The organism is Nocardia sp. NPDC056564, assembly GCF_042793755.1.
Taxonomy (GTDB): domain Bacteria; phylum Actinomycetota; class Actinomycetes; order Mycobacteriales; family Mycobacteriaceae; genus Nocardia.
The window spans coordinates 96,988-111,928 of the sequence record NZ_JBHTUR010000011.1; the positions used below are offsets into that span (position 1 = coordinate 96,988).

General features: G+C 66.7%; 16 protein-coding genes. 10 read left to right on the forward strand and 6 right to left on the reverse strand.

The features are described from left to right. Positions 1–22: 22 nt before the first annotated feature. Entirely contained in the window at positions 23–508 is a 486-nt protein-coding gene (locus ACFQ9K_RS25890; RefSeq protein ID WP_378724040.1) for a MarR family winged helix-turn-helix transcriptional regulator, read from the forward strand. Here the strand turns inward: ACFQ9K_RS25890 and ACFQ9K_RS25895 are convergent. Then, on the reverse strand, positions 444–1,496 hold the full coding sequence (locus ACFQ9K_RS25895; RefSeq protein ID WP_378724038.1) for an Lrp/AsnC family transcriptional regulator: 1,053 nt from the start codon (positions 1,494–1,496) through the stop codon (positions 444–446). The genes ACFQ9K_RS25890 and ACFQ9K_RS25895 overlap by 65 nt on opposite strands. A gap of 142 nt (positions 1,497–1,638) precedes the next feature. Here ACFQ9K_RS25895 and ACFQ9K_RS25900 point away from each other — a divergent pair, with 142 nt between their 5' ends. The 4 genes from ACFQ9K_RS25900 (at position 1,639) to ACFQ9K_RS25915 (ending at position 5,637) form a co-directional block, all read left to right on the forward strand. Continuing rightward, the gene (locus ACFQ9K_RS25900; RefSeq protein ID WP_378724035.1) at positions 1,639–2,499 is read left to right on the forward strand and encodes an NAD(P)H-binding protein; all 861 of its coding nucleotides are present in this window, start codon (positions 1,639–1,641) and stop codon (positions 2,497–2,499) included. 46 nt (positions 2,500–2,545) lie between these two features. Then, entirely contained in the window at positions 2,546–3,148 is a 603-nt protein-coding gene (locus ACFQ9K_RS25905; RefSeq protein WP_378724032.1) for a hypothetical protein, read from the forward strand. A gap of 240 nt (positions 3,149–3,388) precedes the next feature. Next, entirely contained in the window at positions 3,389–3,706 is a 318-nt protein-coding gene (locus ACFQ9K_RS25910; RefSeq protein ID WP_378724030.1) for a hypothetical protein, read from the forward strand. A gap of 98 nt (positions 3,707–3,804) precedes the next feature. Beyond that, positions 3,805–5,637, forward strand: coding sequence for a lipase family protein (locus tag ACFQ9K_RS25915; protein ID WP_378724028.1), 1,833 nt, complete (start codon positions 3,805–3,807; stop codon positions 5,635–5,637). A 78-nt stretch (positions 5,638–5,715) separates the two neighbouring features. On the opposite strand, the gene ACFQ9K_RS25920 is transcribed toward ACFQ9K_RS25915, so the two are convergent. The 3 genes from ACFQ9K_RS25920 to ACFQ9K_RS25930 all read right to left on the reverse strand — a co-directional run bounded on the left by ACFQ9K_RS25920 (position 5,716) and on the right by ACFQ9K_RS25930 (position 8,116). Further along, the gene (locus tag ACFQ9K_RS25920) at positions 5,716–6,306 is read right to left on the reverse strand and encodes an NADPH-dependent FMN reductase (RefSeq protein ID WP_378724046.1); all 591 of its coding nucleotides are present in this window, start codon (positions 6,304–6,306) and stop codon (positions 5,716–5,718) included. 127 nt (positions 6,307–6,433) lie between these two features. Next, a complete protein-coding gene (locus ACFQ9K_RS25925) occupies positions 6,434–7,069 on the reverse strand; it encodes a hypothetical protein (protein ID WP_378724025.1) in 636 nt (211 codons plus the stop codon). 219 nt (positions 7,070–7,288) lie between these two features. Then, positions 7,289–8,116 (reverse strand): hypothetical protein, encoded by an 828-nt coding sequence (locus ACFQ9K_RS25930; RefSeq protein WP_378724022.1) that lies wholly within the window; start codon positions 8,114–8,116, stop codon positions 7,289–7,291. 148 nt (positions 8,117–8,264) lie between these two features. On the opposite strand from ACFQ9K_RS25930, the gene ACFQ9K_RS25935 reads away from it, so the two are divergent. The 5 genes from ACFQ9K_RS25935 to ACFQ9K_RS25955 all read left to right on the forward strand — a co-directional run bounded on the left by ACFQ9K_RS25935 (position 8,265) and on the right by ACFQ9K_RS25955 (position 11,647). Next, positions 8,265–8,645 carry a nuclear transport factor 2 family protein gene (locus ACFQ9K_RS25935; RefSeq protein ID WP_378724019.1) on the forward strand — a complete coding sequence of 127 codons (381 nt, stop codon included), beginning with the start codon at positions 8,265–8,267 and terminating at the stop codon, positions 8,643–8,645. Positions 8,646–8,736: 91 nt separating this feature from the next. Further along, positions 8,737–9,456 (forward strand): TVP38/TMEM64 family protein, encoded by a 720-nt coding sequence (locus ACFQ9K_RS25940; protein ID WP_378724016.1) that lies wholly within the window; start codon positions 8,737–8,739, stop codon positions 9,454–9,456. Between the two features lie 191 nt (positions 9,457–9,647). Next, positions 9,648–9,977 carry an ArsR/SmtB family transcription factor gene (locus tag ACFQ9K_RS25945; protein ID WP_378724014.1) on the forward strand — a complete coding sequence of 110 codons (330 nt, stop codon included), beginning with the start codon at positions 9,648–9,650 and terminating at the stop codon, positions 9,975–9,977. 279 nt (positions 9,978–10,256) lie between these two features. Beyond that, positions 10,257–10,628 (forward strand): hypothetical protein, encoded by a 372-nt coding sequence (locus ACFQ9K_RS25950; protein ID WP_378724012.1) that lies wholly within the window; start codon positions 10,257–10,259, stop codon positions 10,626–10,628. 491 nt (positions 10,629–11,119) lie between these two features. After that, positions 11,120–11,647, forward strand: a complete 528-nt coding sequence (locus ACFQ9K_RS25955; RefSeq protein ID WP_378724010.1) for a hypothetical protein — start codon at positions 11,120–11,122, stop codon at positions 11,645–11,647. Positions 11,648–11,872: 225 nt separating this feature from the next. Here ACFQ9K_RS25955 and ACFQ9K_RS25960 read toward each other — a convergent pair whose 3' ends face one another. Then, the gene (locus ACFQ9K_RS25960) at positions 11,873–13,426 is read right to left on the reverse strand and encodes a hypothetical protein (RefSeq protein ID WP_378724008.1); all 1,554 of its coding nucleotides are present in this window, start codon (positions 13,424–13,426) and stop codon (positions 11,873–11,875) included. Positions 13,427–13,829: 403 nt separating this feature from the next. Beyond that, positions 13,830–14,930 (reverse strand): redox-regulated ATPase YchF, encoded by a 1,101-nt coding sequence (gene ychF / locus ACFQ9K_RS25965; protein WP_378724006.1) that lies wholly within the window; start codon positions 14,928–14,930, stop codon positions 13,830–13,832. Positions 14,931–14,941: the final 11 nt, after the last annotated feature.

Consider the following 14,941-nt stretch of genomic DNA (forward strand, 5'->3'; position numbering starts at 1 on the left):
CGCACCCGACATAGTGAGGCCCATGTCCGAATTCCGCCCCGCCGACAACGCAGCGCTCACCCGCCTGGTCTTCGAGCTCACCCTGCTCGCCAGGCACTTCCCCGCGTCGCTGCTCCGCCGTCCCGGCTTCCAGCTCGACCGGTCGGCCTTCCTCATCCTGACCCGGCTCGAGTACGACGAGCCGCTGAGCCTGCGCGAGCTGTCCGAGGCGTTCCAGCTCGATATCTCCACGATCAACCGCCAGGTCGGCGCCATGCTCAAACAGGGGCTGGTCGACCGCGTCCCGGACCCGGACGGTGGGATCGCGCGCAAGATCCAGGCCAGCATCAAGGGGCTGGACGTGCTGGCCGCCGATCGCATGCAGAGCCGGGAAGGCATCGGGGCGGTGGTCGCGGACTGGGACGGTACCGATGTCGATCAGCTGAGCAGGTTGATCGCGCGGTTCAATCAGTCCGTCGAGCAGATCGAGGAGAACCCGTGGCCGCGGCCGCCGGAGGTGCGGCTCTAGCGGACGCCCGAGCCGACTTCAGCGCGGAGATCGTCCGGCCGCCGGCTTTGACCGTGGCCAGGACCGGGGCGGTCGCCAGGGTGCGGATCGCGTCGAGGGCGCCGAGGCGGGCGGTCAGGTAGCGGTGCAGGGCGGCGGGGTCCGGGCACATGGCCTGGGCGACGAGATTGGCCGAGCCGGTGGTGGCGACGACGAAGGCCAGTTCCTCGTGGCTCGCCAGCGTGGTCGCGACCGCGTCGAGGTGGGCGGGGGCGATCGACATCCACAGCAGGGCCTGGATGGTTGCGCCGAATAGCGCGTCGTCGAATTCGACATCGAAAAAGAGCGCGCCGGTTTTCCGGAGGTCGGTCAGCCGCCGGGTGACCGTTGCCGGTGACCAGCCGGTCGCCGCCGCGAGTTCGGCGAGGCCGGCACGACCGTCGCGGCCGAGCGCACTCAGCAACGCCGTCTCGGCGGGGGAAAGCGTTCGCCGCTGGTCCGACGTGCCGGTGGCAACCTGAAGCTGTTGCTGCTGAGCACTATTGAGTGCGTTGACGTGACCGTGCCATACCCCCGGACCGCCGAGATAGGTGTGCAGTACCAGATGCGCGGAGACTCCGGTGATCCCTGCCGTGCGCGGAATGTCGTGCAGCAGTAGCGATCGCGAGGTCTGTGCACCGAGCGGCACGTCGACGACGAGCAGGATTTCGGTGCCGCCGGACATCAGTTTGACCCACGAGGTGTCGGCTCGGCGCGCCAGCGAATCGGCGAGGTTCTGGGCGGCGGCGGTCGTGGTGGTGAGCCGAACCAGCCACTGCGCCTTGCCGATTCCGGCCACGTCCGGCAGTCCGACGACGCGCAGGCCCGCCTCGGTCCGCAGCCGGCGGTAGCGGCGGGCGACGGTTTGGGTAGAGACGCCCAGGACCGCGCCGATCTGACTGAACGGCGCCCTGCCGTCTATATGCAGGGCGTGGACCAGGCCGCGATCCACCTCATCGAGTGTGGTCATTCCTTTCATATCACCACTCAGCGTGGAACTTTTCCACCATTCATGGGCAACAGATGGATCTCCCGCAGGTTCCGTCGCACGCTGGTCCAGTCAACGGGCGCTCGAACCGAACGTCCGCCCTCTCGAAAGAAGAAGCGACACAATGATTCTCGTAACCGGCGCAACCGGAACCGTCGGCCGTGCCCTGATCGGCCAACTGCTCGCCGCAGGCGAGCAAGTCCGCGCGACCAGCCGGAATCCCGCGTCCGCGCCGTTGCCGGACGGCGTCGACGTGATCCCCGCAGATCTCGGCGATTCCACGCGCATGGCCGCGGCCATGCGCGGTGTGGATCGGGTCTTCCTGTTGTCCACCGGACCCCGGATTCCCGAGCACGACGCCGTCGTCGCCGGCGCGGCCGCGCAGGCGGGTGTCGCGCGATTGGTCAAGCTGTCGTCCGGACGCGCCGGCGACGACACCGCCACCGATCCCATTCCCACCTGGCACCGCGCGGGCGAACAGTCGGTGCGCACAAGCGGCGTGCCGTGGACCATCGTGCGCCCGCTCGGCTTCATGTCCAACGCGCTGCACTGGGCAGGGACGATCCGCGCCCGCGGCGCCGTGCACGCGCCATACGGTCAGGGGCGCATAGCCGTCATCGACCCGCGTGACATCGCCGCGGTCGCGGCCGTCGCACTCACCGCCGACGGGCACGACGGTCGGGTCTATACGCTGAGCGGACCACAGGCCCTGTCGCCCGGCGAGCAGACCGCAGTCCTCGGCGAGGTCCTCGGCCGGCCGCTCGAATTCGTCGAGGCCGCACCGGAACAGGCGCGGCAGGCACTTCTCGACCACGGCGTGCCCGCCGACCTGGCGGACGCGATCATGGCGCTCAGGGCGACCGCGCTGGAGTCCTTCACCTCCGTCGTGCACGACACCGTCGAGCGGCTGACCGGTACCCCACCGCGCACCTTCCGCCAGTGGGCCACCGATCATGCCGCCGAGTTCCGCTCCACCGCAGCCTGACTCGGTCCGGACGGCGCCGCGGCGGCAACCGCCGTACCATCGAAGCGTGAGGCTGGGTGTGGGGTTGCTGGCCGTGTCCGTCCTCGCGGCCGGATGCCAAGCCGGCGAGGATGAGTGGTCCGACTGGACCGTGACGGCGTACTACACCGCCGTCGAGTCCTACCATGACGGTCCGCGCGAAACGGTGCACGGCTGCACCACCATCGAGTGCGTCGAACCCGACGCCCAACTGGGCGAGCTGCCAAGCGATTTCGTCGATGCGGTGCGCGACGAGGGCACCGGCCGGATCACCAGCGGCGCCAACGCGGGCGCCTACCTCAACTGGTCCTACGACACCGGTTTCTGGCTCGACTCGCACCCGCGCGACGCCGCGGGCGAAATCCTGCAACCGTTCCACAGCGCGGCCGCCGACGGCCTCGACCCCGGCACCCGCCTGCGCCTCACCGACTGCGGCATCATCGACCCCGAAACGGCCCCCGCCTGCACCAAATTCCAAGCCGCCGAGTGGTCCGTCGGCGAGGAATTCATCCCCGGCCCCAGCGGCCCGCACCACCTGGACCTCTATATCGGCGAGGAAACCGCCCCCGATTTCCCCGACACCCCCGACTTCCCGCTCTTCGCCGGTGCCGCCCTGGAACCCCTGCCCTAGCCGACGCGCAGCCCTTCGATCGGGTGGCCGGTGATCTCGGCGATGAGTTCGAAGTCCTCGTCGACGTGGAGCACAACGAGTTTCGACCGTTCCGCGATAACCGAAACCCGCACTCGGCGATTGTGGATAACTCGGGGGTGTGAGGGAACGAGGTATCAACCAGCGCAACGTGATCCGGGAGTTCACCGGTAGCGCGGCCGGAGGGGCGCTAGGCTCTGCGGCTGGGTCGGACCCGACGTCTTGGGAGGCGCTTCGATTCACACGAAACCACACGCATGGTGGGACAACTATCTGGTTGCCCTACTGGGGCTGGTCCTCGCGGCCGGGTTCGCGTTCGCCGCGATGGCCGCGGCTTCGGGCGGGGCCTATCCGCTGGCGATCGCGCTGGCGGTGCTGGCGGTGCCGTTCGCGATTCCCACCATCGTTCAGATACTCGGTGAGTTGTTCATCTACCTGATGATTCCGGTCGCGTTGGTCGGATTCATCCTGTTCATCCCGGTTCTCGCGGTGAGTCCGGCGGCACGGAACTGGGCGCGGCGGAGGTGGCGTCGCCGCTGAGCCAGGGCCGACGAAGATCACATAGCTCATTCGGCGGGCGTCCGTAGAGTTGCGGCATCGAGCTGTTTGCCGCGTAACCGACGGACGGAGGCCTCGGGGTGAGCTGGGACGTACGTGGTATCGCGTGGTGGCTGCCCGGACTGGTCGTGATCTCGGCGGGCTTGCTGCTGTACTCGCCCTTCGGCGTTTCGCTGATCGAGGGGCGCGTGGTCGTGGCGGTCGCGATGCTGGCGTTCGGCGTGTCCGCCGCGGCGCGGTGGTGGTTGGCGCGGCGGGCGGGCTTGTCCGGTTCCGTGCCCGAGCAGCTGCCGGAAGACGACAGCGCCCGGCGCACGCGTGCGCAGCGGCTGCTCGGCGCCGAGGCGGTGCTGGCCGCCGGGTTCGGCGTCCTCGGTGTCGCCGCCTTGGCCATGTCGGTGTCCACGGCACTGGTGTGGGTCGGGACATTCTTCGTCGCGCTCGGAGTCTGCGGGTTGCTGGCCGGGACGCGGCGCGATGACGTCCTGGTCGCGTCCGCGGCGCTGGCGGGCTGGCAGGTGCTCGCCGGCGCGATTCTCGCGACGCTGCCGTTGCGCACCGGGCTGGACTTCACCGCGTGGACCATCCTCACGCTGTTGATCACCGGCGCGGCGATGGTGGTCCGCGGCCTGCGCCTGACCGCGCCGCTGCCGCGCGCCAGTTCCCTGCGCTGGTGGCGGCCTGCCGCGGCATGCGTACAGCTGATCGTGCTCGCCGTGACCGTCGGCTGGTACGGAACAATCGTCGCCCAGACCGCCAGGCAGGCCGCCGAGCAAACCCGGCTCGCCGCCTTCTACGAAGTGCCCCAGGGCCTTTCACCCCAGCCGCCGGGCACCGTGATCCGCTCGGCGCCGATGTCCCTCCCCGGCGTGAACGGCCACGGCCGGCGCATCCTGTACTGGTCTCAGGACCGCAACGGCACCCCGGCGGTGTCCTCCGGCATGGTCTGGACGCCACTCACCGAGGGCACCGACCGGCCGATCCTCAACTTCGCCCACGGCACCGTCAGCCTCGGTCCAGAATGCGCCCCCAGCCGGCAATCCGGGGTCGCCTCGACCATGCCCTGGCTCAACGACGCGCTCGGCCGCGGCTGGGTGGTCGCCGCCAGCGACTACGCGGGCGCGGCGGGCACCGGCGACGGCGAGCACTACCTGGTCGCCGCCGACCAGGGCCGCGACACCGTGAACGCCGCGCGCGCCGCCCGCAACCTGCCGGGCACCAACGCCGGCACCGACATGCTGATCTACGGCGTCTCCCAGGGCGGTCTCATCTCCCTGGCCGCCGCCGCCCAATCCCCCACCTACGCACCGGAATTGCACCTCGTCGCCGACGCCGCCACCGCCCCCGCCTCCGACATCGCCGGCATCCTGCGCGCCAATCCGCCCCAGCTACTCAACGGCTGGGCGGTCACCCCCTTCCTCACCACTCAGTACGCCAAGGCCTACCCCCAGCTCGACCCCAACGCGCTGCTCACGCCGCAGGCCGCCCTGCGCAATCGGGAGATGGCCGGAGCCGGTTGCGCCGCAACCCCTTTCGCCGCCCTCTTCGCCCGCATCACCACGGTCCCCGGCATGGGCGACTACTTCAACGGCGACCCGCTCGCCGACCCCGCCTGGCGCCGGGCGTTCGAGGAAAACCGGGCCCCCGACCTGCCCGCCGGCATCCCGGTCTACCTCGCCCAAGGCCTCGACGATCAACTGGTCCCGCCGAGATTCACCGCCGCGCTGGTCAACCGCTACTGCGCCGCCGGCACCCCCGTGACCACCCAGTGGAACCCCGGTGTCGGCCACGACAACGACAACGAAAAAGCCGTCTCCCCCCGGGTGATTCAGTGGTTCGCCGACCGTCTCGGCAACACCCCTGCCCCCGACAACTGCACGGATCCGCTACCGGAAACGCTCACGGAGCACTAGTCTCCGCACACGAACCACGGTGCGGCAGAGCACATCTGCGTGGCGGCGACGATCGAGTGGGCCGGGCCTGCGTCGGGATCAGGCCGCGTAGGGCCGTGCGGCGCGGGCCGTGCGGAGGGCGGACCCCCACCAGACGAGCTGGTCGAGTAGCTGGTCGGCGGCGGCCGCGGGGGCGGCGGGGTCCGCGAGTTGGCCTGCCGCGTCGAAGAGTTGGCCGGCGCCGTGGAAGCTCACGGTGTCGCGGACGGTGACGGCGTGCAGTTCGGCGAAGACGTGGCGGAGGTGCTCGACCGCGCGCAGACCGCCGGAAACGCCGCCGTAGGAGACGAAGCCGATCGGCTTGGCCTGCCACTGGGTGAAGTGCCAGTCGATCGCGCTCTTGAGCGGCGCGGGGTAGCTGTGGTTGTACTCGGGCGTTATCACGACGAATCCGTCGGCGGCGGTCAGCCGCGCGCCGACGGATTGCAGGGCTCGCGCCCCCTCGGGGTCGGGTTCACTCGACATGTAGGCGGGCAGCTGCTCGGTCGCGAGATCGATGAGGTCGACCGCGATGTCGTCGCGCCGCTGCGCGTGATCGATGAACCAGTTGGCCACCGTGGGGCCGAACCGTCCCGCGCGGGTGCTGCCGAGAATGACCGCGACCTTGACCGGATTCTCCGTCATGCCAATTCCTTTCGATGCGTACAACCTGATGGGCGCAAGCATCGAACATCAACGAAGGTTAAGGTCAAGTCGGCCGTCCCGGCCGCCGCTCCGAACGGGACGGCCGGGTCGACCGCACTCGATCCGAAAGGCGTTACTTCGCGGTTGTGGTTGCCGTCGGCGCGGGGGTGGTCGCCACGGATGTCGTCGCGGATGGTTGCGGCGTGGGCGAGACGGTGGTGGTCGGCCGAATGGGATCGGGGCACCGCTTGTTCCACTCGCCGAGCGTGTTGATCTCGGCGGGCGTCCGCGGATCACCGGTGTAGTCGATCTGGTCGGTGCATTTCACCGGCTTGGGCGTTTCACCGCAGACGATCACGCCGCAGTTGTCGGTGCCACCGGGAGGCGGCGGCGGGGTCTCGCCGCAGACGATGATCCCGCAATTGTCGGTGCCGCCGGGGCGGGTGGCGTTCACGTCACCGCAAAAGATTTCGCCGCATCTGTCGGTTCCGCCGGGCGCGGGCGCCTCTGTCTGCGGCGGTTGGGCGGCGGGCTGTCCGGGGTCGCCGGCGCCCGGACGGGTGGCGGCGGGGACCCGTGGCGTGCTCGGATCAGCCTGCGCCGGAGTCGAACTCGCCGGTGGCCTGGTCGCGGCTACCGAAGTCCCGGCGACCGTGCTCGACGCCGGCGCACGGGAGTCCGACTCTTTCGACCCGCACGCTGCCAATACCAAGACCAGAGCCGCAAGCAGCACCCCCACCAGCACACGCAGCCGATGATCAACCCTCATGATTTCCCTCTATCTCCGCCAGCTGCCGAAGCAGCACCCCGATCCGAAGGTAAAAGTACACGGAGACTGCGGATTTCGGGCAAAGCACTTTTCGGCACCGGGCAACCGCTCCGCCTTTTCGAGTCAAGACCGCAGAAAAGGTGGCCCTCGTTTATGGGGCCGAGAATGCTACGGGGACAGCGGATCTCGGGACAAAATGCGATATTCGGGCCGAGCGGCTCAGGTCGGCCGCTGCTTGATGGCGTACTGCAACGCGCTTTCCGCGTTGGCGGTGCCTTTCATCATGATTTCGAGCGCACGCACAAACGGATCGATACCGGTGGCCACGCGCCCCTGCTCGAGGATCGCGACCCGGCGGACCCGCTGGTCCGCAAAACCGCATACACCGCGTTCACCGGAGGTCAGCGCGGTATCCGGCGGCAGCGACACCATGCTCGGCGTCGCCTCGGCGATCAGCAGGAATCCACTGGCGGCGAACCCGCGCAGCGCCCCGAGCGACCACTCCTCCAGCCGCCCTTCCGTGGTGGTCTTGACGCCCTCTCCGGTCTGCCGTCCCGCGTCCGGATCGGTGGGCGCGTCCGTTCGGGCCGGTCCCGGAACCTCACCCCCGAATGTCTCGTAGGTCATGATGTTGATCGCCTGGCTCGGGTCCGTGCCCCGGGTGATCACCACGCTCTCGGCCTGGCGCAGCGAATTCAATCGCTTCTCCTGATCGCGCTGAATGCGCAGAAGTTCCCCCGCCAATTTCCGATTCAGCTCATTGTCCAGATACCGCTTGCAGCGCGCGGCGTCCTCCGACCACTCCTGCACCCGCGCCCGTGCGAGCGCGCACAGCTTCTGATAGGCGACCACGATGTCCTGCGCCGTGTACGTCTCGTCGGGGTCATCGATCGCGGTCTTCACCAGGACGGTGAGCACTTTATGCAACGGACCGGTCGATTTGGTGGGTGGTGTCACCTGATCGGCGAGAATGGCGGCGGCACGGGTAAATTCCGTGATCGGGCCGGGTCCTGACGTGGGTTTGGTGGGATCAGGCAAGCTGAGCACGGCGATCTCCAGAGCGAACGAGATGGTGAGACCCCCTCAGTTTGAACCTTTCTCGACGCCGACCCGCCGAAATCCGGAGCATACGTTCGGGTCTCCTTCGACCGCCCGAGTACGCTGCGTACACCCATCCGCCGAAGGAAGGTTCGCCATGCGCGACGACGACATGCGCGCCGCCCTGCACCGCCATTGGTCGGCCTCCGACGCCAACGACTTCGCGACGGAACACGAAATCTATCGAGCCGACGCAATACTCGAGTATCCGCAATCGGGCGAGCGAATCCGCGGCCGAAACAGTATTCAGGCCGCCCGCGAAGCCCAGCCGAACGCGAAACGCTTCACCGTGCGCCGCATACTCGGCGGCGGCGACCTGTGGATCAGCGAACTCGTCCTCGAATATGACAAGGAACCGTTCTACGTCGTGAGCATCATGGAATTCGAGGGCACGGAAGTTGTCCGCGAAACCCAATACTTCGGCGAACCCTTCGCCCCCGGACCCTCCCGCGCCCAATGGGTCGAAAAGATGGACTGACGCGCTTTCGGCGCCGAATCGGGCCTGACCTGGTTCGGCGACTGCCCTCGATTCGCGACCACGGTCGACGTGCGGCAGGGTTGAGCGCACCATGACTGACGAGAATTCCCCGCAGCGCGGCCGGTGGCGACACGGCGCACGGCTCGCGGCGTGCGTCGTCTTCCTGCTCACGATGTTCTATCTCGTAGCCGTCGTCCGGGTCATCGACATCAACGGCGTGCGCGATCTGGTCGACGCAACCGGCCCCGCCGCCCCGCTGGTCTACGTGATCGTCGCGGCACTGCTCGGCGCCATCCTCGTCCCCGGCCCGATCCTGGCCGCGGGCAGCGGTCTGCTCTTCGGTCCCCTGCTCGGCACGTTCGTCACGCTCGGCGCAACCGTCGGCACCGCAACGCTATCCAGCTACCTCGGCCGCCGAGCCGGTCATCACAGCGCCCGCGGCCTACTCGGTCCCGCCCGCGCCACCCGCCTCACCACCCAACTCGACCGCCACGGCCTCTGGGCCGTAGTCGCCCAACGCTTCGTCCCCGGCGCACCGGACGCCCTGTCCGCCTACACCTTCGGCGCCCTGGGCATCCCCCTCTGGCAAATGGCCACCGGCGCCCTGATCGGCTCCGCTCCCCGAGCCTTCGTCTACACGGCGCTGGGCGCCTCCATCGGCGACCTCTCGGCCCCGCTCGCCTACACCGCCATCACCGTCTGGTGCATCACCGCCATCCTCGGCGCCTTCGCCGCCCACCGCGGACTCCGCCGCTGGCGCCGCAGAACTCCCGAACCAGAATCCGATCAAGGCGAGCTCCACAGTGCGTAGTATCCCGCCTGGCCCAGAGCTGTTCCGGCGCGACGCAACTCGGGTCCGGCGCGATCGGCAACGGCCCGAAGCGGGTGACAGTCCGCCGACTCAGCCCCGCACGGTCGATTGCCCTGCTTGCTAATCTAAGCAATCGAGGACGCGGCCATCGGTGCGGATTCCCGCGACCGGCGGAAGGGAGCAGCACGCACATGCCAGGACTGCAACGGCCGCTGTATCAGATGAAGGCCGACTTCTTCAAAACTCTCGGTCACCCGATCCGCATCCGCGTGCTCGAGCTGCTGAGCGCCCGCGAGCACACGGTCGCGGAGATGCTCACCGAGATCGGTGTCGAGCCCGCCAACCTGTCGCAGCAGCTGTCGATCCTGCGCCGGGCGGGGCTGGTCACCGCCCGCCGCGAAGGGCTGTCGGTGACCTACGAACTCACCTCCCCACAGGTCGCCGAGTTGCTCGCGGTCGCGCGAGCCATCCTCACCGGTGTCGTCACGGGCCAGGCCGAGGCCCTCGAACAACCCGCCTGAGCCGACCGGCCACGAAGCGATCCCGGGCGGAAGCCGACGAGTCGCGCAGTCCTCCTCGCCCGCGAATATGTCCACCGCTCTTGACGATTCGGGATAGACGCGAGCCGCAAGTCGTCATCCGGCTTGGGCCACGTGACCTGCGACAAGGTTCTTGATTGCATATATAAGCAATTGCCTACCTAGCGGAATTCTTTATTGAAGAGCCCGTGGTCACCGGCGCCCGGGAGTAGCGTCCCGCTTCGCCCAGCACCAACAACTCAGGCGCACAAGAGGATTCACATGGTCAACATGGACGTGGCACTCAAAGACATGATGTTGCTCGACGGGGCGATCGGCGCTGCCGTCGTCGACTACGGCAGCGGCATGCCCCTCGGCGTGCTGACCGGGTCGAAAACACTCGACATCGGAATCGCCGCCGCCGGCAACACCGAAGTGATCCGCGCCAAGATCAACACCATCGAACAGCTCGGACTCAACGACACGATCGAGGACGTACTCATCACCCTCGGCGGCCAGTACCACATCCTGCGGCCAGGTCGCGGCCGGCACACCAGGGGCCTGTTCCTCTACCTCGCCCTCGACCGCGACAAAGGAAACCTTGCCCTCGCCCGCCACCAGTTGAAGGCGATCGAAGAAGACCTCGAAATCTGAATTGACCTCGCGGGTACAGCATTTCGCAGCTGCCCGGCGTGGAGTCGCTGATCAGGATTCAGCGCGCCACGCCGAGCACCGCGACACCGCCGCCAGCAGCCAATCCGGCTGATCAACAGCCCCCCGATTCAGGTCCACCGTCCAGAACCGGCCGACGGCCCGATCCGGAGTTCAGACGTTGAAACGGAATTCGACCACCACGCCGCCGAATATCTGCACTTCAAACGCCCTGTTCATACTCGACTCGCGTTCCGGAGTCGAATAACCTCTGCACCACATCCAGCCCCGCCGGCCTGCACTCCCGCCAGCTCCACTCAGCTGGCTCCAGTGGGCTCAAGTGCGCGCTCAGCCGAATGCCTGGTCGTTTTAATCAGCCGCGGAGCGTATTCGAGCTGGCCTGTAAACGGCTCGGCATCCTCCCCAAAGCGCGACGCCGCGCCTGCCCTCGATCGGAACAATGCCTTCCCGTCAAGCCTCGGAAGGAACTCCGGATGAAACTGGACGACCTGTTCTCGATACCCCGCCCTGGACACGAAGAAGCCGGAACTCTCGACGAATTCATGGCCCACCCGCTGGTTGCGGAACTTCGATGGCCGCGCGACGTCGTCGAGCAATGGCTGTGGGAACACGGCCGCAACGCCCACTTCCTCTACGACTACGGCACCGTCCAACTCGACAACATCTCGTGGTCGCTGGAGACGCTGCCTGCCGCTGACCTTGTGACAACACCCACAGGCCTTAGCGAGGGAGACCTGCTCGATATCAATGCCGCCGACCATGCGCACTGGGTCCGTGTCCGCCCTGTAGAAATCAGACAGGCATGGGATCAGACTGGCACGTGGTTACGGCCCCCGATCCTTATCGAACGAGCTCTGCTTACCCCACCCGCCGATGGCCTCCAAGTCATCGAAGGCCGCACTCGGCTCGGAATACTGCGCGGCCGTCACCGCGACAGGCTTCTCGTCGCCGACTATCACCATGCGTGGGTCGGCCAGCGTTCTCACGACGACGCACATTAGCCCGAACAGTGTCTGCTGACAGGCGGGCACTCGCTTATACCGCATGCCGCGCTGACCGAATCGGCCAGATCGATGCGGAGGAAGATCAACCGCACGTATCCATTCGAAGCCAACGGAGAGCCGTCAACTGCGGATTGCCTTGGACCGTAGTTCATCCGAAACCAGCGTTCGGGCTTGCCCCTGCTGCTCCTTCAGATTCGATCGTCAGGCCACCAGCACGTGACGTCAGGGTGTTAAATCCCGTTCACTCGCAAGGCCGATTAGCAGACGCACATCTCTAGGCTTGTATGGCGCGCTGTCCGGCTTAACTCCGATGATGTTCTCGGACAAGACAGCTTCCTTGTCGGTGATCGGTTCCCGAGCAACAATCAGACACAACCGGTCGACGAACTCGAAGGTCGTTCGGACCGCAGCGTCCATCAGTGCGCCCAGATCTGCGAGCACAACCGACCCGAACGGTCGTGCGCCCCAATACTCCAATCCACCGCCTTCCGTCGTCCCGAGGACGTCCACAGCGTCCTGCGGCACGACGATGTCCAGTCTGCCGACATTAACGCGGACGAACGCCCGCGGATCGGCGGTGACCGAACCGACAGCTTGGAGTGCAACGCTGTGGATTGTATTGCGCAGACGGAACATTCCAGCGAGGTAGCCCTGCACGCGGTCGAGGTCGTCGATGCCCTCTACACTTACGTAGGCAGCCCGGAACTTGTTTCGATACCAGTCTTCGGCGTGAAACTTCGCGTTTCGCTGCGACCCCTGCAATCGAAGTGCCTTGTGCAACGACCGAGCGATGACATCCACGGCACCGCAAAGCGACACGAGCACCCGGTCGAGTGCGTCGGCTCCATCGTCTGCGACGTCTGCGGTTTGAATGGCGCCGATCGAAGCGATCAGATCGTCACGGGCCTTTAACGCACGCAGGAGCCGACCGACCAACGCATCGGCCTCAGCCAGATACACAGAGGAGGCACCCAGGTCCCGCATTGCGGCACGCTGTACCTTCCCCAGCCAGTGTCGAACACCTGGCGCGACGACACTCACCGCTTCCTGGTAGAAGTCCTTACGGCTCATCACCACTCGGCCCTGCGGGTTGATGATGTATTGGTGCTGACGCCTGAGGTAGTGCGCGATTATAGGCACTGCCGTCAACCGGCTGACGACGTTGGCGCGATCGTTCGGCGGCAGATCGACCCGACCTGTGGTGACCGTTTCCGAGATCACCAGATCGAACTCGATCGAGCGCGCGATCTCCGACAGCATCACTGCCCGCTCGACATCCTCCTGGGTCATACCCGCTCTTGCCTCGCCGTCCAGGTCTGCAAACGCCTGGAGCGCGTCGACCATCGCTATGTCCGGACGGACTGAGCCGTGCCACCTCAATGTGGTAGTGCCGTCGTAGTGTCGCCGCTCTCCCGCGATGGTCACAGCGAATTCTCGACCGGGGTACGCGCACCAGCCCTTCTGGGTTGTCGTTTCTCGCACCTGCACGAAACCTTCCCGCGCCGGGCGGGCAAGTTCTCCCGAATCAGGCTTGCTCGCCTCGCTCATCTCGACTCTGAGCACGTCTAGGTTGTCGTACTTCAACAGCCCGATGAACAGTGCCTCGACTTCCCCGTCAGACCCCGAGCCCGTCGTTTCGACGTCGATGAGCACACGCAGTTTCCGCGGGCTCGGTCGCAACCCGAACAGGTCTCCAGCGTCCTTTGCGGCCGATGCATTGTCCCGTTGCGCTCGACGAAACGGCTCGTCGTGGGTCAGCTCACGAAACAGTTCCACTGCGCATCTCCTTCATCTGAGCAACATGACAGACTACGACCGTCCGCCGACAGGATCCCGACACGCGGCGCGGCGTGGCACAACCACCGAGCGCCGAACCGCCATCGAGGCGCTCGGCGAAATCCGTCACGAGCCAACTCGGCCATTGATCAAGGTGGGGCTCAGCGGTCCCGACGAGTACCTACGAGATAAGGCCAAACACTCATTCAAGCGAATCGATGGTTGGCAAACCCGCACTCGGCGACGTCACCAGGACGGCGAAATGATGGCGTCCCAGGAACATCCGCCACTGCATAGCGCGCTGATCGAACCGGCCCGTGCGGATAGCCAAGATGCAGCTGAACCCCGCCCGGAACACGGGGCGGGGCTCAATGAGTCTGTATGCAGGCGGTTTGCCCGCAGGTCACTTGTTCTTCGATGGTGAGGCTACTCCGCTTCGGAATTCGACTACGTCGCCGTCGGCCATGACGTAGTCCTTGCCTTCCATGCGGACCTTGCCCGCGGCCTTGGCCGCGGCCATGGAGCCGTGTTCGACGAGGTCGTCGAAGGCGACGATTTCGGCCTTGATGAAGCCGCGTTCGAAGTCGGTGTGGATGACGCCTGCGGCTTTGGGGGCGGTGTCGCCCTGGTGGATTGTCCAGGCGCGGGATTCTTTCGGGCCCGCGGTGAGGTAGGTCTGGAGGCCGAGGGTGTGGAAACCGGTGCGGGCCAGGGCGTTCAGGCCGGGTTCGGTTTGGCCGATGGATTCGAGGAGTTCGAGGGCGGACTCGTCGTCGAGTTCGAGGAGTTCGGCTTCGACCTTGGCGTCGAGGAAGACGGCGTCGGCGGGGGCCACGGCGGCCTTCAACTCGGCGATCTTCGCGTCGTCGGTGAGGACGGACTCGTCGGCGTTGAAGACGTAGAGGAAGGGCTTGGTGGTGAGCAGCGAAAGCTCTTTCAGCAGTTCGCCGTCCAGCTCGGTGCGCGCGGAGTAGAGGGTCTTGCCGCTGTCGAGGACCGCGTTGGCGGCAACGGCCGCGTCGAGCAGGGGCTTACGGTCCTTCTTGATCCTGGCTTCTTTTTCCAGCCGCGGGATCGCCTTCTCCAGGGTCTGCATGTCGGCGATGATCAGCTCGGTCTCGATCACCTCGATGTCGGCGAGCGGGTCGACGCGACCGTCGACGTGCACCACGTCATCGTCGGCGAAGACGCGCACGACCTGGCAGATGGCGTCGGCCTCGCGGATGTTGGCGAGGAACTTGTTGCCGAGACCGGCACCCTCGGACGCGCCCTTGACGATGCCGGCGATGTCCACGAAGGACACCACGGCGGGCAGGATTTTCGCCGACCCGAAGATCTCCGCGAGCTTGTTCAACCGCGGATCGGGCAGCGGGACCACGCCGACGTTCGGCTCGATGGTCGCGAACGGGTAGTTCGCGGCCAGCACGTCGTTCTTGGTCAGCGCGTTGAAAAGCGTCGACTTTCCGACGTTGGGCAGGCCGACGATTCCGAGGGTGAGACTCACGAGAACGAGAG